The organism is Allostigmatella hybrida (assembly GCF_020103775.1).
GTDB classification, from domain to species: Bacteria; Myxococcota; Myxococcia; order Myxococcales; family Myxococcaceae; genus Hyalangium; species Hyalangium aurantiaca.
The window spans coordinates 536,237-559,454 of the sequence record NZ_JAHXBH010000001.1; the positions used below are offsets into that span (position 1 = coordinate 536,237).

Below are 23,218 nucleotides of genomic sequence, written 5' to 3' on the forward strand. Positions count from 1 at the left end.
CAACACAGGGTGAGGCGTACCTCGAAACATGAGCACCGTATTGGGTTGATGTATTGTTACAGTATCGTTTACCGCCCTCAAGTGCGGGTCCGCTCCGGGGCGGTCCGGCTCGGGGGGCCGGGGAGGGTGCCAGCGGAAGGCTTGCTGCGCTTGGGTGTCCTCCACCTTACGGCCCGGCGGGGCCGCCGCCAATCGAGCTTGCAGGGGCAGGGGGTACGGCCCAGATGAAGCGGGCAGGTTCCGGAAGGCGGGTGCGTGGATGGTGGAATTCCTCGACAACCTCATCAGGGCGCTGGGGATGGCGGGGGTGCTGCTCCTGGGCCTGGCGGCGATGCTGGAGTACCTGGTGCCGCCCTTTCCCGGAGACACCATCACCCTGCTCGGGGGCGTGTACGCGGTGCGGGGCGACCACCCGTGGCCGCTGGTCTTCGTGGTGGTGACGGCCGGCAGCGTGGCGGGCGCGGCCATCAACTACTGGTTCGGCACCTGGCTGGCCCGGCGCTTTGATGCCAAACCGGATGCGAGCTTCTTCGGGCTCACGCATGCCCGGCTGGCCGTGGTCCAGGCGAAGATGAGGCGCGGGGGGCCCTGGCTGCTGCTGGCCAACCGGTTCCTGCCGGGCATCCGGGGCGTCATCTTCGTCGCGGCGGGGGCCGCGCGCATGCCCCGGAGCAATGCCCTGATTCTGGGCGCGCTGTCCGCGATGGCCCACAACGCGCTGGTGCTCTCGGTGGGCCGGGCGGTGGGCGGGAACCTCGAGCGCCTGGAGGGGCTGATGGCGCGCTACCAGCTGGCCGTGGTGGTACTGGTGGTCATCGGCGTGCTGGCGGTGCTCATCCGGACGTTGGCGCGGCGGCGGAGTCCCGCTACCTGACACCTGGGCGCGGCTTCCCCTTCAGGGGGGGGCCCGAAGCTGGTTAAGTCCGCCCATGCTTCGCACACGGCCCTGGTTCCTGCTCCTCGTGGCGCTCGTGTTCTCCGGTGCCTGCCGGTGTGAGGGCCCCGGGCTCGGCACCTCGCGCGGAGACTTCCGGCCCCAGGAGACGGAGGTGAACTTCGGCCGGGTGCTGGAGGGCACCCAGGTCCGCAGGACGGTGACGCTGCTGGGCACCGGACGCTCGGAGGCGCGCGTGACGGCGTCGGCCGGGGCCCCGTTCGCCGTGGTGCCGGAGCCTGTGTCCGTGCCGGGCGGCGGCTCCGTGGCGCTGGAGGTGGTGTTCACCGGGGGCAGCGGGGTGGCGCAAGGCACGCTGACGCTCGTGGCCGGCAGCCGCGTGGAGTCCGTGGCGCTGCGGGGCGAGGGGGTGCGGCCCCTCACCTGTGTGCCCTCGGCGCAGTGCCGGGAGTCCCGCTTCGAGCTGGAGCCGGGCGCGTGCGTGGAGACGCTGGCGCCGAACGGGACGGACTGCATCCCCAGCAGCCGGTGCCAGGAGCGGGGCCGCTGCCGGGCGGGCGAGTGCGTGGGCACGCCCCGCACGTGTGATGACGACAACCCGTGCACGGTGGATGCGTGCTCGCCCACCGAGGGGTGCGTGAGGTCGAACGTGGTGTGCCCGCAGCCGGCGAACCCCTGCAAGGTGGGCGTGTGCCGCCGCGACGAGGGCTGCGGCGAGACGGATGCCGCCGACTACACGGTGTGCGGCCCCACGGACTGCAAGACGGCGAACCTGTGCCTCCTGGGAAGCTGCCGCACCCTGCCCACACCGGAGGGATTCCTGTGCGCGCCGGCGACGCCCTGCCAGGACGAGGGCCGGTGCCGCGGCGGCGAGTGTGCCCGGCCGCCGCCGGGAGCGCTCGTGGCCCAGTTCTCCGCGCCGCTGGGCGGAGCGCCCGTGGCGGAGGACGGCGGGCCCGTGCTGCTGTCCCAGGATGGGGCGCTCTTCGCCTCGGTGTGTGACGGGGATGCGGGGTGCCGGCTCGTCTCCTTCACGGGCAATGGCCTGCAGCGCTTCGAGGCGCCCTACCCGGATGGCGGGGCGCGCACGTTGCTGGCCGTGTCCGGCGCGGGGGTGCTGGTGCAGGAGCCCGGGAGCCTGGAGCGCTACGCCCTGGCCAGCCCCGGTGAGCGGCTGTGGCAGGCCCCGCTGGGCGAGGCGCTGGATGGGGGCGTGCCGTCCACGGGCGTGGGCCGCACGGCGGTGAGTGCCGGGGAGGAGGTGGTGGCGCTCGTGGACGGCGTGCCGCCGGCGCTCGTGCGGCTCGGCAGGGATGGCGGGGTGCTCCAGGCCGGCCCGGTGGAGGGGTTTGGAGGGCCCGGGGCCCGGGTGGCCCTCGACGCTCAGGGCCGGGTGGTGCTGAGCGCCGAGGGCGGAGGGCGCGTGGTGTTCGCGGAGCCGGAGGATGGCGGCCCGGGCTTCGTCACCGTGCCCGTGCTGGAGCAGGCCGGGGATGCGGGCGCGTCGCTGGCGGTGGCCGGGGGCTGGCTGTTCTCGGGGGCGCGGACCTTCGCCAGCACGGATGGCGGGGCCCCGGTGCCCGTGCCGTGGGAGGAGCGGGTGCCCCTCGATGAGCCCACGCTCCTGCTGGAGGGCACCGGCTATGCGCTCGCGACGGCCTGCGACGGAGGGGCCCCGCCGTGCGCGCCGGGCACGGCGCAGCTCGTGCTGCGCGCGCTGAGCGCCGAGGATGGGGGCACGCGCTGGGAGGTGCCCGTGTCCGCGCCGGGGGCGGAGGTCCTCCTGCACGAGGCCTCGCTGGTGAGCGGGAACGGCGTGGGCACGCTCAGTGACATCACCCCGGATGGCGGCCCCACCCGCACCTATCTTCAGCTGTTCGCGGCAGGGCGTGAGCGGGCGGTGTGTCCGCTGGAGGGCGAGCCGCGCGTCGCGGGGGCCACGCACGTGGGGAACTTCCTCTACGTCCTGCTGGAGCGGGAGGGCACCTGGCGGCTGGAGGCGTTCGGCCTGGGGCTCCAGGGCGTGGCCGAGACGCGCGGCTGGCCCCAGCGGCATGGCCTCGCGGGCACCCGGCGGGCCCAGCCCTGAGGGCGGGCTACCGGAGCCCGCCGGAGTCCAGCCACAGGTCCTCGAAGCGCACCTGGGGCGGCGTCATGTGCAGCCGCAGCCCCTGCACCGGGGCGCTCGCCACCGCGTAGATGCGGTCGTGGTACAGGGGGATGAGCGGACAGTCCTGGTCGAAGAGCGCCTCGGCGCGCAGGTAGAGCTGGTGGCGCAGGTCCGGATCAATGGACACCCGGGCCTCGGACGTCAGCCGGTCCAGCGCGGGGTTGTGGTAGCCCAGCGGGTAGATGTTCTGGGCGTTCGAGTTGAGCAGGAAGTAGAGGAAGTTGTCCGGGTCCGGGTAGTCGGCGATCCACAGCGTGCGGAAGGCGGGGATGCGCCCCGCGCGAAGCCTCGCGGTGTAGTCCTGCGAGGGCAGCTCCACGTGGCGCAGCTCCAGCAGCCCCGCCTCGACGAGCGGCCGGAACAGCACCGCGTCCTCCTCGGAGGTGTCCCGGCCCGCCGGGTAGTAGAGCGTCAGCGGCACCGAGCGCACGCCGGCCTCGCGCAGCAGCACCCCGGCCCGCTCCACGTCCGGGGCGGGCAGGGGGCCCGGCTCCAGCCCCTGGAGCAGCTCCGGGGGCGTGAGCGTCCGGGCGATGCGCGCGCCCGGGTGGAACTGCTCCACCAGCGAGGGGATGTCCAGCCCCGCGCGGATGGCGCGGCGCACGCGCGTGTCGTCATAGAGCGACTCGCGCAGGTTGAGGCCCACGAACGCGGTGGAGGGCGTGGAGCTGGCCACCGTCTGGAGGTCCTCGATGCCCGGGGACTGGGCCTGCTGCGCGTAGAGAAAGGAGACGAACTGCACCTGGCCATCCTGGAGCCGTTCGAGCGCCTCCTGCCGCGACTCCACCAGCAGGAACTCGAGCCGGTCCACCCACGGCATGCCGTGGCGGAAGTAGGTGGGGTTGCGCGCCATGTGGATGTGGTCCGCCTCGAACTGCTCCAGGCGGTAGGGGCCGGTGCCGTGGAGCTTGCCGTCCGAGTCCAGCCGGGCCACCGCCGTGGGCGTCAGCGCCAGCAGGTGGAGGAAGAAGGCCTTGGGCTCCGTGAGGCGGATCTCCAGCGTCCCCTCGTTGAGCACGCGCAGGCCGCTCACGTCGCGCGTGGTGCCGGCGGTGAAGGCGTGCGCCCCCTCGATGTCCTCCAGAAGCGAGCGGTCCGGCGAGCGCACCATGGGGTCCAGCAGCCGCTCGAAGTGGCGCTTCACGTCGTACGCCGTCAGCGCCGTCCCGTCATGGAAGGAGACGCCCCGGCGCAGGGAGAAGCGGAAGATGCGCGCCGCGGCATCCATCTCCCACCGCTCGGCCAGGTCCGGCACGAGCACGCCGTCCTCCAGCCGCAGCAGGTTGGAGAAGACGCACGCGCACAGCTCCGCGAGCTGGTTCTCCACGGCGAAGAGCGGATCCAACGTCAGGCGGGCGCGCAGGGCGGCGGCCTGGTGGATGCCCACGCGCAGCGTGCCCCCGGCGCGCGGCTGGGGCAGGCGGAAGCGGAACACCTCGGACTCCAGGCTCACCGTCTCGTGGCCGAGCTGGTCCACCGTGCGGCTCAGCTCGTCGCCGCTGCGGATGACCCGCCGCGCATCCTCCCGCACGCGGCTCACCTCGTCCCGGATGGACACCTCTCCCCGGGTGAGCACTGCGTGCGCCTTGCGGATGCCGTCGATGGCGGCGGTCAGCCGCACCACCGCCTCGGACAGCATGTTGCCGGCGCGCGCCTGGCCCTCCACCTTCTCCGAGGCATCGCGCGCCAGGCGCGCCATCTCCCCCGTCTTGCGCACCAGCTCCCGCGCCTGGCCCGCGTGCTCGATGGCGGCCCGGGTGACATCGTCCACCCGCGAGGCCACGCGCTGGCTGGCCTCGATGACCGTGGAGCCCTGCTGCTCCAGGCGCCGCGTCTCCTCCACCGTGGACTCCACCGCCGTGAAGGTGCGCTGGGTGATGGTGCGAATCTCCACCAGCGCGGTGGCCGCCCGGTCGCCGAGCTGGGCGCCCTCGGTGGCCAGGTCCCGGCCCTCCTTCACGAGCGCCACCGCGGTGTCCACCTCGCCGCGCACGCCCGTCACCAGGGAGGAGATTTCCCGCGTGGAGCGCGCCGAGCGCTCGGCGAGCCCCCGGATTTCGTTGGCCACCACGCCGAAGGGCCGGCCGTACTCGCCCGACTGGGCGGCGATGATGGCGGCGTTGAGCGCCAGGAGGTTCGTCTGGTCGGCGATCTCCTGGATGACATCCACGATGCGGCCAATTTCGCGCGAGCGCGTGCCCAGCGATTCGACGATTTCAGCGGCCCGGCGCACCGTCTCCTTCACCCGGTACATGCCCTTGACGCTGTCGTTGACCAGCTCCTCGCCGCGCTGGGCGGTGGCGGTGACGGCCTGGGCCAGCGCGTTCGTCTCGTTGGCGCGGCGGCGCACCGCCTCGATGCCCGAGCCCACCACGGACACGAAGCGCTCGGCCTCGTTGGCGAACAGCGCCAGCTCGTCCCCCGCGGCGGCGATGTTGTCCAGCCGCTCGCTCATCACCTGCACCAGCCCGCTGGTGTGGTGGGCGAACTCATCCAGGCTGGAGAGCGCGAAGCCCACCTGCTGCAGCCGCTCGGTCATCTCCACCAGCGCGTTGGTGGTGTCGTGGGCGAAGGTGTCCATCTGCGCCACGCGCTGGCCGGCGGCCTGGAGGCTCTCGCCCATATGGGACACCGCCTCCAGCGAGTGGTCCACCGCCTGGCCCTGGCGCCGCGCGGCCTCCAGCAGCATCCGCACCTGCTCGGAGACGCTGGTGCTGGTGCGGTGCATGTTCGCCGTCACCCGCTGCACCTGGGAGATGGCGCGGCGCAGGGACGACAGCAGGCGGCGCACATCCTCCCGGCCCTCGAACTCGGACGAGGTGGCGATGGCCAGGTCCCCCTCGGCCAGCTGGGTGATGACGCGCCGGCGGATGCGGCCCCGGTAGCCTGCCCAGGTGAACCAGCTCAGCCACCCGCCCAGGAGGTAGAGCAGCGGCGTGGCCACCAGCAGCCACAGCCAGCCCCTCGTCCCCAGCTCCACGTTCGCCAGGGTGCGCAGCACCGTGCCAAGCAGGAGCGCGGAGACAAGCCCCCCGACAAGTCCGAAGCCGAAGAGGTACCGTTTGGCTCCCATGCGCGGACCTGACGCTAGCCTGCCTTGCCGCCCCGTTCCTCAAATCCTTGCGCGCCTGGGCGCCGGGCTGAGCCTCTGCTGCGCCTTGCTCCTGCCCCTACCTGCCACGTCTGCCCCTCCGAGGGGGGGAGGGTCCTCCGCGCCCCAGGAGGGGGAGGACGCCATGAGTTACCTCTTCGCCTGGCGCGGGGTGCCCGTGGGGAGGGTGACGCTGAGGCGGTCCGCGGGGCGCTTCACCTATGTCTCGCGCCACCTGCACACGCGCGCGGGCCAGGTGGGCGAGCGCCAGCGGGAGGTGACGCTGCGGCTGGACGCGCAAGGCCAGGTGGAGGGCGCGCGGAGCGTGCCCCAGGCGCTGTGGCTGTGGCGGGGGCCGCCGCGTCATGGCTGTGTCACGGGCCGCGAGGAGCTGACGGGCCGCGAGGGGCCGCACTGCCTCACCGCCGCGAACGGCTCCGAGGCGGAGGGCACGCTGCTGGGCGTCCCCTTCCGGGCGCGCTACGACGCGCGGGGGTGGCTCCAGGAACTGGAGGTGGGCGAGTCCCGCTTCACGCGGGCGGCGCCCGGGGAGAAGCTGCGTCCTCCGCCGGAGCTCTTCGCGCAGGGGGTGCCCGTGGAGGGGCGCTCGGGGGCGCTCGCCTTCGTGCCCGCGTGGCCGGTGCCGGAGCGGCTGCCCGCCATGACGGCGTGGGAGGCCGGCGCGGCGCGGGCCCTGTCGGAGCAGGTGCATGCGGCCTTTCCGGAGAAGGGGCCGGGGGCGGCGGACTGGCGCGAGGGGGGCGAGGGCGAGGCGGGCGGGTGCCTGGCCCACGCGCTGCGCTTCGCGGCGGAGGCCCGGGCGCGCGGGCACCACGTGGCGCTGGTGCACGGCCTGCTGGCGGTGGATGGGGGCCCCGCGCGGCCGCACGCGTGGGTGCGCGTGGCCCTGGCCGGCGGGGCGCTCCTGGAGTTGGATCCCACCTCGCTGGACGCGGTGCGCCCGGAGACGCACCTGCCGCTGGCGCTGGTGGACCCCCGGGGCTCGCCGCGCGAGGCGGGCGAGCGGTGGCTGGCGCTGCTGCGGGGCACGCACCGGGTGGTGCGGCGGCCCTGAGCGCGCGGACGGCTACTCGAAGGGGATGACGGACAGCTTGGCGCCGGCGGGCGCGCCGAGCACTTCCTTGGCCTTGGCGGGCAGGAAGATGAGCTGGTTGTCCAGGCGCGCCTGCGTGCGCACCGAGCGGAAGCGGTTGCGGCCGGACTCCCACTCGAAGCCGACGAGCACGTCATCGCCCTCCCGCTCGAAGTCCTCCGGGGCCAGCTTCACCGTGCGGAAGCGGCGCACGAGCGTGACTTCCGAGACGTCGGCCTCGAAGTGGGGCCCGCCGTCGAACGGATCGATGCGCTCCATGTACCGGAAGCCGATGCGCTCCAGCATCCGCTGCACGCCGCGTGTCTGGGGGCCCACCTCGCCGAGCACCTTCTGCACGCGCGCGGGAAAGAGCGCCGCGTGGATGTCGGAGGCGGGGAACAGCTCCTTGATGAACTCCTTGTTCTGGCGGCTGAGCCGGTCGGCCTCCTGATAGGACAGGCCGGTGAACTTCCGGCCGCATGCCTCCCACAGCAGGCTGCGCCCGTCGGGAAGCAGCGGCGGCAGCAGCTCGGCGAGCACGCGCGGGCGGAACAGGCGCCGGTGCATGGCGATGAAGAGGAAGCGCACGTAGGACAGCTGCTTGCCGGGCTTGTCCGGCGTGGCGCGGTAGGGCGGATCCACCACCAGGCCGCCAATCTCCGTGGGGCCCTCGTAGTTGTACGCGATGGAGAGCACCTTGTGCCGGATGTGCCGGTCGATGGAGGCCGAGTAGTGCTCGCGCTCGCTCACCTCGTAATAGATGTGCGGCGCGTCATACGTGCCGTGCTGGGCGATGACCATCGAGGTGCCGATGAGGGTGCTGTTGCGCGCATCCTCAAGCACGAAGAGGTACTCGCGCTCCCACGGGTTCTTCACCTTGCCGGCGAAGCTCTTCACCGACTTGTCGATGATGGCCGACAGCGTCTCCTCGTTGTTGGGGAGGTTGACGGTGTTGAGCACCGCGGCGAGGCGCTTGAGGCCAGGAAGATCGCTTTTCTGGACGTCGCGCAGGACAAGCATGGGTTCACCCGGGATGCCCCAGGAGGGGGCACCGCGAAGGGGGGGACGGACCATACACCAGGCCAGGGGTTCGTCAGCCCCTTGCCTGCCCGCCCGTGTTGAAGGCGGACGGTGGCAGGGGGCGCTCCGCTGTCCGCACGGAAGGCGTGGTGCGTCATGAGCCATCTGAAACATGTTTCATACCGGCCGGGCCCTTGACCGGTTCCACGCTCTGGGACCGAGGGGGCGGCGCAGATGTGTGACAGGAATGAAACGTGATTTTCGGTTAGGGTGCCCGGATTCGTTGGCGGACATACAAATCTTGAGGAATCGATTCTTGAGACTTCACATGGGGTGGCTCGCGGTGATCCTGGTGTCTGGACCGGCGCTGGCGGGCGTCGTCTGGCGAGGGGACTTCGAGACGGGTGACCACTCGCAGTACTCGGGCTCGCAGATGGTCCGGGCGGACCGGCTGGCGGTGGTGACGTCACCGGTGAGCGAGGGGCGGTATGCCCTCAAGGCCACGGTGAAGCAGGGCGATGACCCCATCGACTCCAGCGGCAACCGCAACGAGCTGGTGTATCTGAGCAACGAGCAGGTGGGCTCGGAGTATTACTACCGGTGGAAGGTGATGTTCGCGCCGGACTTCCCCAGCGCGAAGACGTGGCAGGTCTTCACGCAGTGGCACCACGACGGGTGCTGCGGCTCGCCGCCGGTGGAGTTCTTCGTCTACGGCGAGGAGATGCGGCTGACGCTGACCGACAGCATCACCCCGTGGAAGGCACCCCTCACGCGCGGCGTCTGGCACGAGTTCATCTTCCACGTGAAGTGGTCACCGGACCCGAAGGTGGGCTTCGTGGAGCTGTGGCACAACGGAAAGCTGGCGCTGAAGAAGCAAGTCCTCGCGACGATGTACGAGGGGATGAAGAGCTACATGAAGCTGGGGCTGTACCGCAGCGACACCATCAAGGAGACCGGCGTCGTCTACCACGATGGCTTCATCCAGGCGACGGCGCTCGAGGACGTGATGCCGCCGCCGCCTCCTCCTCCCGCCCCCGCGCCGGAAGAGGAGCCGAAGCCGGAGCAGCCCAAGCCCGAGGTGCCGCCGGTGGTCCAGGTGCCGGAGACGGAGCCCGGCGAGGGCCTGCCTTCCGAGGACACTTCCTCCGGCGTGACGCCGGGCCTGCCCGGGACGGTGAGCCCCTCGGTGCCGGGCATCTCCGAGGAGATGGTCTCCTCCCACGGCTGCTCCACCACCGGGGGCCCGCTGACGGCGCTCGTGGCACTGCTGGGGTTGCTGGGCCGCGGCCGTTCCCGCCGCCGGGGCTGAGCCGCGAGGTGCCCCGCGGGGGGGTGGGTCGCGCAGGTGCGGGGGAACCGCGCCCGGCTACTCCTCCGAGGAGAACTCCATCTTCGGGCGGTTCATATTCATGTTGAAGGAGGTGCTCACGAAGGACATGAGGGACATCTTCATGAGGTCGCGCAGGGCCTCCTGCTCGGCGGCAGACTGAGGGCCACCGGCGGCCGCGTAGGGCGCGCCGAAGCCCGCGCCGGGCGTGCCCTGGGCGGAGATGGTCTGGGAGAGGATGTTCGTCCCGGTGGGGGCCGAGGGGGCCGCCGCGGAGGTGCTGCCCGACACGAGCGCGCCGAAGCTGGAGCGGGCAGGGGCGGCGGGGCGGTTCAGAGAGGCCGTCGCGGCGCCTTTGGGTCCACCCAGGTTGTTGATGTGCATGGCTCCTCCAGGGACAGACCCGGCGCTGGATCACGAATCGGGTTCCCAGACCATTATCGCCCAGGTGGGCGCGAAGTTGCTTCCTTCCTTTTTCCAGGGGGTTGCCCGGCTGCCGCCCCCTCCGCGTACGGCGGTATGGGAAGAGAGCCACGCGTGCGGCGCGGGGCTTGATTAGGATGAGGGCGATGGATGACGCCCCCCCGTATTGGACCCTGCTGTCGGTCCTCTTCAGCACCCAGCCCCTCACGCCCACGCTGGCGATGACGCTGCATCAGGCGGCGTACGACTTGTACCGGAAGGGGGACTCGGTGGGGCAGGTGGCCGGAGACCTCATCTCCGGCAAGGTGCACAACCTGCGCAAGGACGTGCACCTGGGCGGCATCACCGGCCCCGCGTTCGAGGCCGAGATCGACACCGAGCGGGGCTCCGGCGTGGTGCGCTTCCTCCTGACGCGGCAAGGGCTGGAGATGATGGAGGCCCGTCCGCCGCCCCCGAGGACCCGGCCCCCGCTGCTGAACTGAGCAAGCGGGCAAGCGGGCACTGGCTGCTCCCCGGCGATCCATCCCCATCTTTGGGGAAGAAGTTGCACGCGAGAGGAGCGAGCCAATGGATCCCAAGGAGTGGATGAACCGCAACGTGGGCATCCCCGTTGATCCTGCGAAGCAGAAGGATCCGGACGAGGATGGGGACCGGGTGCCCGCCGAGGGGCGCAAGGAACACCTGAACGACATCACCGAGCAGCACGGCGGGCAGCGCACCGAGGTGGGTCCGCCCTACGATGGCTCGGGAGACCGCCAGACGGGTCAGTGGGACAAGTACAGCGACCGGGACGACCTGGAAGAGAACAAGTAGCCGTCTCGCGGTTTGCCAAAAACAACGCGGCGCCCGTCCACCGGGGGGAACCCGGCGGGCGAGGCGCCGCGAGCCTTTTGCCTAGAACTGGTGCGTCTCGGTGGACTCGGTGAGCGCCAGCGTGCTGGAGCAGCCGCCGGAGATGACCTCGGCCACCTGGTCGAAGTAGCCGGTGCCCACCTCGCGCTGGTGCCGCGTGGCGGTGTAGCCGTCCTTCTCCGCGCCGAACTCGCGCTGCTGCAGCGCCGAGTACGCCGCCATGCCGCCGTCCTTGTACTGCCGGGCCAGCTCGTACATGGAGTGGTTGAGGGCGTGGAAGCCCGCCAGCGTGACGAACTGGAACTTGTAGCCCATGGCGCCCAGCTCCCGCTGGAACTTCGCGATGGTGGCGTCGTCCAGGTGCTTCTTCCAGTTGAACGACGGCGAGCAGTTGTACGCCAGGAGCTTGCCGGGGAACTTCGCGTGGATGCCCTCGGCGAACTGCTTCGCCTGCTTCAGGTCCGGGGTGCTCGTCTCGCACCACACGAGGTCCGCGTACGGCGCGTACGCGAGGCCGCGCGCGATGGCGCACTCCACGCCGCCCTTGAGCCGGTAGAAGCCCTCCGCGGTGCGCCCGCCCTTCGGGTCGATGAAGGCGTGATCATACGGATCCGCGTCGCTCATCAGCAGCTTGGCGCTGTCGGCGTCCGTGCGGGCCACCAGCAGCGTGGACACGCCCATGACGTCCGCGGCCAGGCGCGCCGCGGTCAGCGTGCGGAGGAACTGCTGGGTGGGCACCAGCACCTTGCCGCCCATGTGGCCGCACTTCTTCTCGCTGGCGAGCTGGTCCTCGAAGTGCACGCCCGCGGCGCCCGCTTCGATCATCGCCTTCATCAGCTCGAAGGCGTTGAGCGGCCCGCCGAAGCCCGCTTCCGCGTCGGCGATGATGGGCGCGAACCAGTACCGGTCCGTGCGGCCCTCGGCGCACTCGATCTGGTCCGCCCGGCGCAGCGCGGCGTTGATGCGGCGCACCACCGTGGGCACGCTGTCCACCGGGTAGAGGCTCTGGTCCGGGTACATCTGGCCCGCGCTGTTGGCGTCCGCCGCCACCTGCCAGCCGGACAGGTAGATGGCCTTCAGCCCCGCGCGCACCATCTGCACGGCCTGGTTGCCGGTGAGCGCGCCCAGGGCGTTGATGAACTCCTCGGTGTGCAGCAGCTCCCACAGCCGCCGCGCGCCCACCTCGGCGAGCGTGTGGCGGATCTGCAGCGAGCCGCGCAGCTTCTCCACGTCCTTCTGCGTGTAGTTGCGCTGGATTCCCTCGAAGCGCCGCGCGTGGAGCTTCGCGTGAGGGGACGAATCAGGGGTCATCGGCGTCGCGTCGTACATGCTCAACTCCTCGCGTGTGAGAGTGGGAACGTCAGGACTGCGGACTCAGTGCCTCGTAGGCCGGCAGGGTGAGGAAGTCCTCGAAGGTGGGCGCGGTGGACAGCCGCTCGAAGAGCTCGCGCGCCTGGGCGGTGGGGCCGCTCTTCGCGAGGGCCCCCTGCTGCTCCAGGCGGTCCATCTCCTCGGCGTACACCTGCCGGAACAGCTCCGGGGTGAGCTTGCGCCCATCCTCCAGGGTGGCCCCGTGGTGGATCCACTGCCACACCTGGGCGCGGGAGATCTCCGCCGTGGCCGCGTCCTCCATGAGGTTGTAGAGCGGCACGCAGCCCGAGCCGCCCATCCAGGCGGCCATGTACTGCACGCCCACGCGGAGGTTGTGGCGCAGGCCCTCCTCGGTGCGGCTGCCCGGGGGCACGGCGAGCAGCTCCTTCTCGCCCACCTGCGCGTCCGGGCGCGCGGCGCCGAGCTGGTTCGGCCCCTTCATGTGCGTGTCGAACACCTCGCGCGCCACGGCCACCAAGCCGGGGTGGGCCACCCACGTGCCGTCATGGCCGTTCGTCACCTCGCGCAGCTTGTCGGCGCGCACCTTGGCGAGCACCGCGTCGTTGGCGGCCGCGTCCCCCTTGATGGGGATGAACGCCGCCATGCCGCCCATGGCGTGCACGCCCCGGCGGTGGCACGTCTGGATGAGCAGCCGCGAGTAGGCATCCAGGAACGCCTTGTCCATGGTCACCTGCCCCCGGTCGGGCAGCAGGAAGGCCGGGTCCGCCTGGAGCTTCTTGATGAAGCTGAAGATGTAGTCCCAGCGCCCGCAGTTGAGCCCCGCCGAGTGCTCGCGCAGCTCGTAGAGGATCTCATCCATCTCGAAGGCCGCCGGCAGCGTCTCGATGAGCACGGTGGCTTTGATGGTGCCCGGGGGCAGGCCCAGCTCCCGCTGCGCCAGGAGGAACACGTCGTTCCACAGCCGGGCCTCGCGGTGGCTCTCCAGCTTGGGCAGGTAGAAGTAGGGGCCGGTGCCGCGCTCGAGCTGCGCCTTGGCGTTGTGGAAGAAGAAGAGGCCGAAGTCGAACAGGGAGCCCGGCACGGGCTTGCCGTCCACCTCCAGGTGGCGCTCCGGCAGGTGCCAGCCGCGCGGGCGGACGAAGAGCACGGCGGGCTTGTCGTTCAGGGCGTAGTGCTTCCCGTTCTCCGCCGTGTAGGTGATGGTGCCGCGCACGGCGTCCATCAGGTTGAGCTGGCCGCGCACCACGTTGTCCCAGGTGGGGCTGTTGGAGTCCTCGAAGTCCGCCATGAAGACGTTGGCGCCCGAGTTGAGGGCGTTGATGATCATCTTCCGGTCCACCGGGCCGGTGATCTCCACGCGCCGGTCCAGGAGATCCTTGGGCAGGGGCGCGGCCTTCCAGTCCCCCTCGCGAATGGCCTTCGTCTCCGGGAGGAAGTGGGGCCGCTCGCCGCGCTGGAAGGCCTTCTGGCGCTCCTGGCGCTGGGCGAGGAGGGTGTCCCGCGTCTTCCCGAAGGCGCGCACGAGCGTGGCCACGAACGCCACCGCTTCGGGCGTCAGCACCGGGGTGTAGTCAGGCAACCAGGCGCCGCGCAGAACCACACCGGCACCAAAGGTGGGCGGCTTGGGGGAGGACACCGGGTCGCGCATTGTGAAACTCCTGACAGGATGCGTTGTAAATTCGGCCGACGGATTAAAGAGTGGGCCCGCCCAGAGTGTTCAGGAAGGGGGACGGTGAGAGGTGCCTGCCTGCCAGGTAAGCCTGTTAACAGCGTGCGCATTAAATTTGTAAACGGCAAGGCGTCCCCGGGGACAGCCGCGAGGTGCGCGGCCGGCAATGGGTTGGCCTGGAAAGACGTAGGGAAAAAGAGGAGGCCCTGGGGTGGGACCGAGGGGCCTGTGAAAGGAGCAGTCGTGGACACGGTGAACCGCTGCGGAAGCTGCCAGATGGAGCTGCGAGGCGACGGGGCCCGGTGCTGGAACTGCAGCACCTGGCGGCCGGGCGCGGAGCCCCTTCACCGGGGCGGCGAGGGCTGGAAACTGTTCGGGGTCAGCCGGGCGGTGGCGCGGCGGTTGGGGCTGGACGTGGCGCTGGTGCGCGTGGCGTTCCTGATCGCCCTGGCCTTCACGGGCGGCTCGGCGCTGCTCGTGTACTTCGTGCTGTGGGCCCTCACGCCACCGTCGGCGATGGGCAAGAGCCCCGCGCAGCGGGTGATGGACGCCTTCAGCCCGCCGCAGAATGTCCGCTCGCCCGCCTCGCGCATCGAGCGCCGCATCTGACGCCGGGCGCGCACCTGCCCTGAGGGGTTGTCGAGATTCTTGAAGACGTGATGGGTAGGGGGCATGCTAGCGGCATGTCCGATGACTCGCCGTTCACGCCGTCCCCCCGCCCTCTTCCGGTGGAGGAGATCCTCGGAGGCATTCCGGTCCTCCTTCCTCCACCGGGGCCGCTGCAAGTTCAGACGCAGGGGCGGCTTCTCGACGTGCTCTCCGAAGGAGGGCTCGCGGGGGAAGCCGGGGCCTGGGTCCTGCGGAAGGACGTGACCTTGCACCTCGAGGAGGACCGTGTGGTGCCCGACCTTGTGGGTTGGCGCCGGGAGCGATGGACGGAGCCTGGGCCGGGCGCGGGGGTAACGCTGACGCCGGACTGGACCTGCGAGGTGCTGTCCGACGAGACGGAGCCCTGGGACCGGGGGCACAAGATGCTGGTGTACGGCCTGGGGCGCGTGGGCCATGTGTGGCTGGTGCACCCCGGGATGCGGACGCTGGAGGTGTACCTCTTCGAGGGGTTCTCCTGGTTGCTGCTCGACGTGTGGGAGGGGCAAGGCCCGGTGAAGGCGGCGCCGTTCGAGGCGCTGACGTGGGACCTGAGCGCCTTGTGGGCCGGATAGGGCCGTACCCTCCGGAGCTGAACCCCGCGGCGCTCCCCGCCGGGACGCAGGTGGAGCGCTGGCGGGTGGTGGGCTTCCGAGGGCGGGGCGCCTACGGCGCCGTCTACCGGGCCGAGCGGGTGGGGCACGAAGAGGCCGGGCCCGTGGCGCTCAAGCTCGCCCTGCACCCGAGGGATCCGCGCTTCGAGCGGGAGGTGGCGCTGCTCTCGCGCCTGAAGCACCCCAACGTGCCCGCGCTGTACGCTCACGGCGTGTGGGCCTTGGGAGACCGCCTCCATCCGTTTCTCGTCATGCAGTGGGTGGAGGGGACGCCGCTGTACGACTGGTCCTCGGCACGCAATCCCACCTCGCGGCAGGTGATGCGGTTGCTGGCACAGGTGGCCCGGGCGCTGGCGGCCACCCATGCGGCGGGAGGGGTCCACCGGGACGTGAAGGGGGACAACATCCTGGTGCGCCCGGAAGATGGCCGGGCATTCCTGGTGGACTTCGGCTCCAGCCTCACGGCGAGAGCGGCCCCCTTGACCTGGCACAGCTTCCCGCCCGGCACGGCGGCCTACCGCAGCCCGGAAGCTTGGCGGTTCGCCCTGAGCCATCATTCGCCAGACCGCTACGTCTCACGGCCCCCAGATGACGTCTTCGCGCTGGGGATGACCGCCTACCGGCTGGTCACGGACGCGTATCCGCCGCCGGTGGACCCACGGTTGGACAGGGCGGGCCTCTGGCAGGGAAAGGGGGCAGGGCCGGAACCTCCGCAAGCGCGCAACCCGCGCTTGGAGGGGCAACTCAGCGCTATCATCGCGCGCATGCTCTCTGTTCGTCCGCAGGCTCGTGGCACCGCTGAAAAACTGGCCAAGGAACTGGAACACCTGACGGAGCAGGCGGGGGCAGATGCCGATCAGCGGCTTTTCTTGTGGGAGACGGAACCGTTCACAAGGTGGCCGCCCGCAAACGTTGTGAAGGCTGATGTGCTCGGCCATCGTCCGTGCAGAAGACCCCAAAAGCGGGCACAAATCGTTGAAGTTCAGGACGCTGCTGTCAATGCAAAGGCAGAGCGAAGGGACGCTCAGGAACAGTTTCGCGCCAACGCACCTACGGAGCGAGTTCTGCAACCGCAGACCCCGTTGGAGAGGTTGTTGGTCGGGTGTACTGCGGTTGCTGCGTGTCTTACGCTGGCTTTGGCGGTGGATCAGGTCAGCCGTGAGCAGTCGCAGGGTTCATGGGGTCTGGATCCGATCCTGAGCGTTGGACAAAGTCCAGAGAATCTGGTGGGTAGTGTGGCCAGAGGAGGAGAAGGAATGCCGAAGGTCACCATCGAAGTGCCAGAGGGGTTCGAGGAAGTGGTGAAACAGTTGGAGCAGACGCTCCAGAGAGCCCAGAGGGGAGTGGAGGGAGCCCAGGCCGGGGACATGACGGCGTTCGATGAGGCGTGGCAGGGAGTGAATGCGGGAGTGGAAGAGAGCGAGCGGGAGCTGAAGCGGAGGTTGCTTCGAGTGCTCGACCTCGACGCGCCCCAAGTCCTCATCGACGGCCAGCGCTACGCGCGAGTCGGCCGGTACGAGGCGACGTACAAGACGAGGCAAGGGCCGGTCGAAGTAGAGCGCAGCCTGTACCGAGAGGTAGGGGTGAGAAACGGGCCGACAGTAGACCCTGTCAGCCTGAGAGCCGGAGTGGTGGAGGAGGGATGGTTGCCGGAGACGGCCGCAGCGATGGCGCACCTGATGGCGTGCGGCACGTCGCGAGAAGCACAAAGCACGGCCCAGGCGCTGGGCAGGCTGCCCTACAGCCGTAGCAGCTTCGAGCGAGTGGGCCACGCAGTGGGCGAGGTGTACGGGCGCCAGAGGCCGCGGGTGGAGGCGGCCCTGGCCCAGGTGCTGGAGGTGCCCCCGGAGGCGCACAGCGTGAGTGTGAGCCTGGACCGGGTGAGCGTGCCCATGGAGGAGCCGCGGAAGAAGGCTCGCGGCCGTCCCCGCGAGGGAACTCCCAAGCGTCCGGTGACGAGGGCCTTCCGCATGGCGTACGTGGGCACGGTGACGCTGCATGACAAGGAAGGGCAGGTCCTCAAGACGCTGCGCTACGGGCGCATGCCGCAAGGAGATGCTCAGCAGTTGGCGCAGCGCATGGCGCAAGACGTCCAGGCAGTGCTGGCACAGCGGTTGATGCCCGTGGTGGTGCTCACCGATGGTGCCCCGGAGATGATGAACCTGCTGGACCAGGCGCTGGCAGCGCACGCACCCAAGGCCACGCAGGTGGTGCCTCTGGTGGACTTCTGGCACCTGATGGAAAAGCTGGGCTTGGCCGCCGTGCTCATTCACGGAGGACTGGCTCCCGCGGTGATTGAGCGCTGGAAGCTCTCGCTGCTCAACCGGCCTGGGGCGGTGTGGCAAGTGCTGACCGAACTGCACGCAAGTGGCAAGCGGCAGCAGACGGCAGGTGAAGCCAAGCCTGTCCACGACGCCATTACCTACCTGGAGAACCACGGGGGGCGCATGGGCTACGCACCCGCCCGCCAACGCGGGCTCCCCATTGGCAGCGGCACCGTGGAGGCCGCCTGCAAGTCGCTGGTGGCCCTGCGCATGAAACGTCCTGGCTCCCGCTGGAAGGAGCCGTCAGGCCAGCACATCCTCGACTTGCGCTCTCTGGTGCTCAGTGACCGCTGGCAGCCCGCTATGCAACTCGCGCTCGCCCCTCTGCGCTCCCTCGTCCAAGCTGTCGCTTGATCAGGATGGGAGCCAGACCCGGTTCATGGGCCCGGCCGGAATTTGTCCGGAGCAACGCTGGCGATGGAGGGATGGCAGGATTAGCGGATTTGGTGTTCGAGGAACCGATACAGAGAGCAGGTGTTCCTCAGTCATTGTCTGGCTTGAAACTGGACATGCCGAAACGTCCCTTGCCAGGACAACTCAGACCGGACGGTGCCGGAAAGTGCGGCGGCAAGGCACAGGTATCGCTCAACGGAGGCTGTTGGATTCAGGTCGCCAACCTTGAGCCTCCCTGCGAAAAGACGGGGTATGAATGGAAGGGAAGTTGCTATTACCCCATCTATGCTGCGCCAAGAGAGCCTACATCCAGTTCACCATGAAAGACAAAGGGGTGATTGGATAGATGTGATTTAACGGAGAGTTTTGTGTTGCGCAGTCTAGCGGTGCACTTGTTCATTCTGGCGTTCATTTGAGACCGCATTCAAGGGGGCATTCAATGTCGATGAAGGATGATGTGCGGCAAGAGTATGAAGATCTTAAATTTCATTTTCGTGGCACAAGCTTCGAGGACTTCAAGTCGGGAGGATGGTTCTTATCTTTCGTGCAATGGATATTAAAGGAGCACGCTCAAAAGGTGGATGCGGCTTACATTCGCCAAAAGTACCCAGGAGCAGGTCCGCATAATCAGGCGGCAAAGGCGATTTCTCTTGCGAGTAAGTATGCAAGCCTCGCCGGAGGCGTGAGTGCAGCTGCAGTCACGGGGATGGAGTTGGCCTTGCCCACTCCAGGTGCCCCTCTTGCAGTGGGAGGCATCGCTGCGTTGGTCATGGCGGATATTGGACTCACAACCCGGCTTCAACTTCGCACTGCCTATGACCTATCGGTCATCCACCGGGCGCCCTTGAGTTTGGGTGACGCAGAGGATTGTTACCTCATATTTTTGAACGCGCTTGGTATCAAATTGTCTGAACTGGGTGGCAACTTGCTCAAGGCTGTGGGCCCCAAAGTAATTCAGTATAATGTTCGGAGGTTATTGAGAAGTGGCGTCCGGGCTGTACTGGTCGAACTCATCAGCAAGGTGGCTGGTACGGCCATTGCCAGAAAGCTGACTGAGAAGGCTTTGATGCGAGTCCTGGTTCCTGGTATTGGTATTCCTATCTCCGCCGCTGCTAACTATGCATTCACCAAGTCCATGCTTACGGTCGCGGAACGTCAAATGCGCCGCCGTGGCTTTTTGATGGAGCCACTTCTTCGCCTCTATGCAGCCGATAAAGAATTCCCGAGACTGGTTGTTTTGCAATCGCTCATAGTAGTGATGGAGACCCCTAAAAGAGCAGGTTGGGATGAAGATCAGATGAACGCCCTTCGTTATACGCAAAATTTTCTTTCGCTAGCCGATGAACAGGTTTTTGAGCTCGATGGATGGTTTGATCGAAAGGTAGAAGACTTCGCGCCAACTCTTCCCAAAGTTGATGCCAAGGTGGCGGCTGCGCTGGTGGATTTTCTTGTCCGCGCTGCTGCTCTAGGAGAAGCCGCTTGTGATGAATTCTATCTAGAGGCCATTCGCGCCATCGCGGCGGCAATGAATCTGAGCGGTGGTGTTTTTGATATTCCTGCGGCTCGGAGAACCGCCGCTTGAAGATGTCTCTGTCTCGCGCGGTGTTTTTCGTGGTGTTTTCTTTTGCTGAACGCGGAATGGACTGATGGGATTATTTGGAAGCGAGCCTCGGTTGTTGGCTGATGGTGCTATTTATGCGGAAGCTCGCAGTAACTTGGTTATTGTCTCTCCCTATATCGCTCCGACTGATGATTTCGTGAGGCAGCTTGAGTCTGCCGCGATAGACCGTAAGGTGGAGGTAAAGTTAGTCTTTCGTCGAGATAAATTCAGTGAGTACCGCAATGCAGATTGGCTTCGCCGTCTTGGTGAGGCCGGTGTCTTGCTTCGTATGATAGACCGTCTACATTCTAAGATTTATCGCAGTGAGAATGCCGCCATTGTAACATCGATGAACTTCGTGTCGGGCTCTGGAGAAAACAGTTTTGAGGCTGGGATCTTTTTTGAGAACGATCACAAGCTCATGCGTCAGCTTGAGAGTTATTTGGATTCTCTTGAGCGACATTTTGAAGCAGTCCGAATGGTTGAGGGAGCCCGTCGGCAACGTGATCCGAGTTCCAGGTCTATAAAGGCGGCTACTTCTGCGAGAGTGCATAGACAGGGGCATTGCCTTCGATGCGGAGATTCCATCCCTCTTGATGTGAGTCGGCCCTACTGTATTGAGGATTTCGAAAAATGGGCTCGTTATGAAAATGAAGATTATGAGGATAAATACTGCCATGCATGTGGCAAAACCTGCTCTGCCACTATGCGCAAGCCGCTGTGCCGTGATTGCTACTCACTGTTAAGCTAATCCAGTACTACCTGGTCATATCGGCCCCTGCTCTGAGGAAGCCAACCCCTCTGAAACTCGCCGGTAGGAGGCATCCGGTGACCATCCACTTGCCTTCATTCCGCATCCGTGATGAACGCGGCCGGGTGGTACTGCGTGATGGGTTGGTCTTCTGTTTCTTCATGAGGCGCTCGCATGGAGAAATAGCGGCAGGGGTGTGGCGTGCCTTGCAGGCGTACCGGCGCGCCACTCCCCCTGATGCGCTGGCGTGGTATGTCAAGCCGGATGGGAAGTGGGACCCTCTTGGGGACGAGGGCTGGGCGTCTGTCCGCGAGGAGATCCTCGAAACGCCTTGGCCCACGGGGAGCGAGGTCCGCCTGCAGGAAAGTCATGAGGAGGTGGGCGCTTACAGTGTGGAGTACTCCGGTAAATGGCTCGATGCCCCTGCCTGGAAGGACAACGGGGAGGCTGTCAGCGCGGTGGTTTTCACCTTGGCCACCGACTTTCTGCAGAAGCATGGTCCTGGTGCAGTGAGGGCGCTGGCGCTCGAAATGGTGGCAGAATTGCCCTTGAGCTTTGGCTATGCGGGCCTGGGTTGTATTTCCCCCGGTGGTCTGCGCAGTCCTGCCAAGAAGGCCCTCCACGAACTCTGCCTTCTCTGCCCGGGGCTGGATGTCTACAACCTTCGTCCTACTGCCCGGTCCATCGGCACCCGTGCGCGAGGAGCTTATTGGCTTACCTTTCTGGGCCAACCTCTGTTGGGCCAGCTGGGAGGCACGGAATCCCTTCGGGAGTGTCTTCCTTCCGGTATCTCCCTTGAGCCGCTGGAGGGGGAGCGGCTCTGTATCCGTCTGGGAGAATGGCCTTTGCTTGGAGATGCGCAATCAGGTGACGACATGACGCCTTACCGTGCTCTCGCCCATGTGCTTGAGCCTTACTTCTATGAGGAGCGCACCTCATGGCTCATTGATGAGGCGCTCGAACGCCGCTGGATGCACCGTTTCAAAATAAAGAGAGGATGGGGCACCTGAGGCCATTTCAGGTGCCCATCCTCTCGCCTGACGGGCCTTCTACGGGCCCTGCTGGGGACCGAAGGTCTCCGCTCCTCGCGGCAGCCGCCCGTAGGCCTCACCCGGCTTCAGCGGCGCCAACCACAGCAGATCCAGGGCCGTCAGCCCGTCCGCCGAGTAGAGCGAGAGTTCGGGAGCCTTGGGGTCCAATGTCGCGCCCAGGGGCATTTCTCCCACGCCCACGGCGCCTTGGCGGAAGGTGATGACCTGTCCGGGCGGCAGGGAGAACTCCGGCAGCCTCCACTGCTCGGGCACCCGGGAGAGGCCCGAGAGCTGGAGGCCTCCGAGGGACACGGGCACCGAGGCCCGGTTGTAGAGCTGAACCCAGAAGGCCCCCGAGGCGTCGCGGCCCACCCGGTCGATGACGAGTGCGTTGGCCCCATGGAACTCGATGTCCTTCAGGTGCTCGAGGAGCCAGGCGCGGCGCTCGCGCACGAACCGGTGCAGGTACTCGGCGCTGCGCGCGGCGTGCGCGGTGCTGACATAGGGATCCTTCGCCTGGCCGTCCGGACCCGGCAGGATGTAGGGCGCGAGCAGCGCGTGCATGGCGTCGATGCGCGGCCCGAGGTTCTCCTCGGTGAACCACGTGTCGAGCAGCTTCCTCAGCCGGGCGGCGTAGCGGGCGCGCAGGCCCGGGTCATCGTAGATGCGCGTGGAGAGCGTGCTCCACCCCAGCTTCAAGCCCTCCATGCCCTCGAAGGTGCGGCGCTCCGCGTACAACTCGTAGACCTTCGGATCATAGGGGGTGAAGCTGAAGAGCGGGCGCGTCTTCTTCACGCCCTGGACGACGGCGTTGGTGCGGTTGTAGAGCGACAGCGCGTTGTTGAGATCCCACGGAACGTGAGACCACTTCGCCGTCTCCCGGTCGTAGATGAAGTAGCTGCGCGCGTCGCCCTGCATGGTGTGGGCGATGAGCGCCTCCATGGCCAGCCACGTGAGGTAGTCCTCCACCTCCAGGTTCTTCTCCACGAAGGCCGGGAAGGCGTGCGGCGGGGTGCGGTTGAGGCCCTCCAGGAAGCTCCACAGCTCCGTCCAGGGCGCCTCCTCGTTCGTCTTCTTGTCCCAGGGCTCCTGGTAGTGCTCCTTGGGCGGCGGGAGCAGCTCGCCATCATGCATGCCGGAGCGGTAGAGGTCGCTGTCGCTGTCGAAGCCGTGAGCCTTGAGGAAGTCCTTGTTGATGGACTCCAGCTCGGTGAAGACCCCCTCGTAGCGCGTGATGACGGAGCCGTCCGGCTGCTTCAAGTGCAGCTTCACGTGTGCATAGCGGGCGTCCGGTACGCGCAGCCCGAGGCTCGCCGCCATGTCGTACCAGAGCTTCTCGGTGAGGTAGCCGCTGTCCTTCCACGCCGCCAGCAGCTCCATGCTCTTCTTCTTGCCCTCGAAGCGATCTTGCTTGTCGAAGCGCACGTCCCAGGACTTCTTCACGACGCGCGGGTCCGTCTTGGTGGAGCGCCCGCGGAAGCTCAGCTCCACCGCGTACGCGCGGCCCTGGAGCGTGAACTGCCCCGGGACGCTGAAGTCCTTCGAGGGAGGATCATGGATGTGCGCATGGAGCGCCTGGTAATCCGCCTGGCTCAAGGTCAGCTCGTAGACGGGAATGGACGTCTGCAGCGCTGGCCAGCGGGGCTGATCGGGCGAGGGACGCGGCGTCTGGGATCCCGGGCCCTGGGGCGGCGGCTCCCCCGGCGGGCCCGGCTCGGGCGGTTGGAGCTCCGGCGGTTTGGGGGCCGGTGGCGTGGGGGCATCACCCTCCCCGGGGCCCACGTGAATGGGAGGAGGGTCTTGCGTGAGGCCGTGCTCGGCCGGCCCCCCGCAGGCCATCACCAACAAAGGAAGTCCAAGGAGAAGTGCGATTCTCATGATCCCCCACCCTGAGCAAGCCCTACGCCAGGGCGGAAACACTGGTTGCTGGAGTGAGCGGGGCAGCCCTCGGGAATGGGGTGGGAAATGAATTACCCAAACAGGGCGCA

Annotated in this window: 18 protein-coding genes and 1 pseudogene; 13 read left to right on the forward strand and 6 right to left on the reverse strand. The window is 67.9% G+C overall.

Going from position 1 to position 23,218, the window contains the following annotated elements; translation table 11 throughout:
• Window positions 1-259: 259 nt before the first annotated feature.
• Together KY661_RS02065 and KY661_RS02070 are read left to right on the forward strand one after the other, a co-directional pair.
• Window positions 260-874: a DedA family protein gene (locus KY661_RS02065; RefSeq protein WP_225408579.1), complete on the forward strand. Its 615-nt coding sequence runs from the start codon at window positions 260-262 to the stop codon at window positions 872-874.
• A 55-nt stretch (window positions 875-929) separates the two neighbouring features.
• A complete protein-coding gene (locus KY661_RS02070) occupies window positions 930-2,984 on the forward strand; it encodes a hypothetical protein (protein ID WP_225408580.1) in 2,055 nt (684 codons plus the stop codon).
• A gap of 7 nt (window positions 2,985-2,991) precedes the next feature.
• On the opposite strand, the gene KY661_RS02075 is transcribed toward KY661_RS02070, so the two are convergent.
• Entirely contained in the window at window positions 2,992-6,138 is a 3,147-nt protein-coding gene (locus tag KY661_RS02075) for an ABC transporter substrate-binding protein (protein ID WP_225408581.1), read from the reverse strand.
• 163 nt (window positions 6,139-6,301) lie between these two features.
• Between KY661_RS02075 and KY661_RS02080 the strand changes: the two genes are divergently transcribed.
• Entirely contained in the window at window positions 6,302-7,231 is a 930-nt protein-coding gene (locus KY661_RS02080) for a lasso peptide biosynthesis protein (protein ID WP_225408582.1), read from the forward strand.
• A gap of 12 nt (window positions 7,232-7,243) precedes the next feature.
• Here the strand turns inward: KY661_RS02080 and KY661_RS02085 are convergent, their stop codons facing one another.
• Complete coding sequence (locus KY661_RS02085; RefSeq protein WP_075008923.1) at window positions 7,244-8,269, reverse strand: arginine N-succinyltransferase; 1,026 nt, start codon at window positions 8,267-8,269, stop codon at window positions 7,244-7,246.
• A 247-nt stretch (window positions 8,270-8,516) separates the two neighbouring features.
• Between KY661_RS02085 and KY661_RS02090 the strand changes: the two genes are divergently transcribed.
• Window positions 8,517-9,578, forward strand: a complete 1,062-nt coding sequence (locus KY661_RS02090) for a polysaccharide lyase (protein ID WP_225408583.1) — start codon at window positions 8,517-8,519, stop codon at window positions 9,576-9,578.
• Between the two features lie 57 nt (window positions 9,579-9,635).
• Here the strand turns inward: KY661_RS02090 and KY661_RS02095 are convergent, their stop codons facing one another.
• Window positions 9,636-9,980, reverse strand: coding sequence for a hypothetical protein (locus KY661_RS02095; protein WP_075008921.1), 345 nt, complete (start codon window positions 9,978-9,980; stop codon window positions 9,636-9,638).
• Window positions 9,981-10,165: 185 nt separating this feature from the next.
• On the opposite strand from KY661_RS02095, the gene KY661_RS02100 reads away from it, so the two are divergent.
• Complete coding sequence (locus tag KY661_RS02100; RefSeq protein ID WP_225408584.1) at window positions 10,166-10,501, forward strand: hypothetical protein; 336 nt, start codon at window positions 10,166-10,168, stop codon at window positions 10,499-10,501.
• An 85-nt stretch (window positions 10,502-10,586) separates the two neighbouring features.
• Window positions 10,587-10,832, forward strand: coding sequence for a hypothetical protein (locus KY661_RS02105; protein WP_075008919.1), 246 nt, complete (start codon window positions 10,587-10,589; stop codon window positions 10,830-10,832).
• Window positions 10,833-10,913: 81 nt separating this feature from the next.
• On the opposite strand, the gene aceA is transcribed toward KY661_RS02105, so the two are convergent.
• Complete coding sequence (gene aceA / locus KY661_RS02110) at window positions 10,914-12,200, reverse strand: isocitrate lyase (RefSeq protein ID WP_225408585.1); 1,287 nt, start codon at window positions 12,198-12,200, stop codon at window positions 10,914-10,916.
• Window positions 12,201-12,231: 31 nt separating this feature from the next.
• Complete coding sequence (aceB, locus tag KY661_RS02115) at window positions 12,232-13,851, reverse strand: malate synthase A (protein WP_225408586.1); 1,620 nt, start codon at window positions 13,849-13,851, stop codon at window positions 12,232-12,234.
• A 264-nt stretch (window positions 13,852-14,115) separates the two neighbouring features.
• Between aceB and KY661_RS02120 the strand changes: the two genes are divergently transcribed.
• From KY661_RS02120 to KY661_RS02150, 7 genes and pseudogenes are all read left to right on the forward strand, one after another.
• Window positions 14,116-14,481: a PspC domain-containing protein gene (locus KY661_RS02120; RefSeq protein ID WP_225408587.1), complete on the forward strand. Its 366-nt coding sequence runs from the start codon at window positions 14,116-14,118 to the stop codon at window positions 14,479-14,481.
• 74 nt (window positions 14,482-14,555) lie between these two features.
• Window positions 14,556-15,092: a Uma2 family endonuclease gene (locus KY661_RS02125; protein WP_225408588.1), complete on the forward strand. Its 537-nt coding sequence runs from the start codon at window positions 14,556-14,558 to the stop codon at window positions 15,090-15,092.
• Between the two features lie 119 nt (window positions 15,093-15,211).
• Window positions 15,212-15,886, forward strand: a pseudogene (locus tag KY661_RS02130) (protein kinase domain-containing protein); the annotation flags it as partial.
• Window positions 15,887-16,387: 501 nt separating this feature from the next.
• Window positions 16,388-17,809: an ISKra4 family transposase gene (locus tag KY661_RS02135; protein ID WP_225409169.1), complete on the forward strand. Its 1,422-nt coding sequence runs from the start codon at window positions 16,388-16,390 to the stop codon at window positions 17,807-17,809.
• A gap of 478 nt (window positions 17,810-18,287) precedes the next feature.
• Window positions 18,288-19,430 carry an EcsC family protein gene (locus KY661_RS02140; protein ID WP_225408589.1) on the forward strand — a complete coding sequence of 381 codons (1,143 nt, stop codon included), beginning with the start codon at window positions 18,288-18,290 and terminating at the stop codon, window positions 19,428-19,430.
• Window positions 19,431-19,494: 64 nt separating this feature from the next.
• Complete coding sequence (locus KY661_RS02145) at window positions 19,495-20,199, forward strand: phospholipase D family protein (RefSeq protein ID WP_225408590.1); 705 nt, start codon at window positions 19,495-19,497, stop codon at window positions 20,197-20,199.
• Window positions 20,200-20,276: 77 nt separating this feature from the next.
• Window positions 20,277-21,209 carry a type VI immunity family protein gene (locus KY661_RS02150; RefSeq protein WP_225408591.1) on the forward strand — a complete coding sequence of 311 codons (933 nt, stop codon included), beginning with the start codon at window positions 20,277-20,279 and terminating at the stop codon, window positions 21,207-21,209.
• Window positions 21,210-21,248: 39 nt separating this feature from the next.
• On the opposite strand, the gene KY661_RS02155 is transcribed toward KY661_RS02150, so the two are convergent.
• Window positions 21,249-23,108 carry a CotH kinase family protein gene (locus tag KY661_RS02155; RefSeq protein WP_225408592.1) on the reverse strand — a complete coding sequence of 620 codons (1,860 nt, stop codon included), beginning with the start codon at window positions 23,106-23,108 and terminating at the stop codon, window positions 21,249-21,251.
• Between the last annotated feature and the right edge of the window lie 110 nt (window positions 23,109-23,218).

Excerpts from the sequence above, each read along its gene's own strand:
- KY661_RS02065 (WP_225408579.1), top strand. The coding sequence starts at position 260 with ATGGTGGAATTCCTCGACAACCTCATCAGGGCGCTGGGGATGGCGGGG.
- KY661_RS02070 (WP_225408580.1), top strand. The coding sequence starts at position 930 with ATGCTTCGCACACGGCCCTGGTTCCTGCTCCTCGTGGCGCTCGTGTTC.
- KY661_RS02075 (WP_225408581.1), bottom strand. The coding sequence starts at position 6,138 with ATGGGAGCCAAACGGTACCTCTTCGGCTTCGGACTTGTCGGGGGGCTT.
- KY661_RS02080 (WP_225408582.1), top strand. The coding sequence starts at position 6,302 with ATGAGTTACCTCTTCGCCTGGCGCGGGGTGCCCGTGGGGAGGGTGACG.
- KY661_RS02085 (WP_075008923.1), bottom strand. The coding sequence starts at position 8,269 with ATGCTTGTCCTGCGCGACGTCCAGAAAAGCGATCTTCCTGGCCTCAAG.
- KY661_RS02090 (WP_225408583.1), top strand. The coding sequence starts at position 8,517 with ATGAAACGTGATTTTCGGTTAGGGTGCCCGGATTCGTTGGCGGACATA.
- KY661_RS02095 (WP_075008921.1), bottom strand. The coding sequence starts at position 9,980 with ATGCACATCAACAACCTGGGTGGACCCAAAGGCGCCGCGACGGCCTCT.
- KY661_RS02100 (WP_225408584.1), top strand. The coding sequence starts at position 10,166 with ATGGATGACGCCCCCCCGTATTGGACCCTGCTGTCGGTCCTCTTCAGC.
- KY661_RS02105 (WP_075008919.1), top strand. The coding sequence starts at position 10,587 with ATGGATCCCAAGGAGTGGATGAACCGCAACGTGGGCATCCCCGTTGAT.
- aceA (WP_225408585.1), bottom strand. The coding sequence starts at position 12,200 with ATGTACGACGCGACGCCGATGACCCCTGATTCGTCCCCTCACGCGAAG.
- aceB (WP_225408586.1), bottom strand. The coding sequence starts at position 13,851 with ATGCGCGACCCGGTGTCCTCCCCCAAGCCGCCCACCTTTGGTGCCGGT.
- KY661_RS02125 (WP_225408588.1), top strand. The coding sequence starts at position 14,556 with ATGTCCGATGACTCGCCGTTCACGCCGTCCCCCCGCCCTCTTCCGGTG.
- KY661_RS02135 (WP_225409169.1), top strand. The coding sequence starts at position 16,388 with ATGCCGAAGGTCACCATCGAAGTGCCAGAGGGGTTCGAGGAAGTGGTG.
- KY661_RS02140 (WP_225408589.1), top strand. The coding sequence starts at position 18,288 with ATGTCGATGAAGGATGATGTGCGGCAAGAGTATGAAGATCTTAAATTT.
- KY661_RS02145 (WP_225408590.1), top strand. The coding sequence starts at position 19,495 with ATGGGATTATTTGGAAGCGAGCCTCGGTTGTTGGCTGATGGTGCTATT.
- KY661_RS02155 (WP_225408592.1), bottom strand. The coding sequence starts at position 23,108 with ATGAGAATCGCACTTCTCCTTGGACTTCCTTTGTTGGTGATGGCCTGC.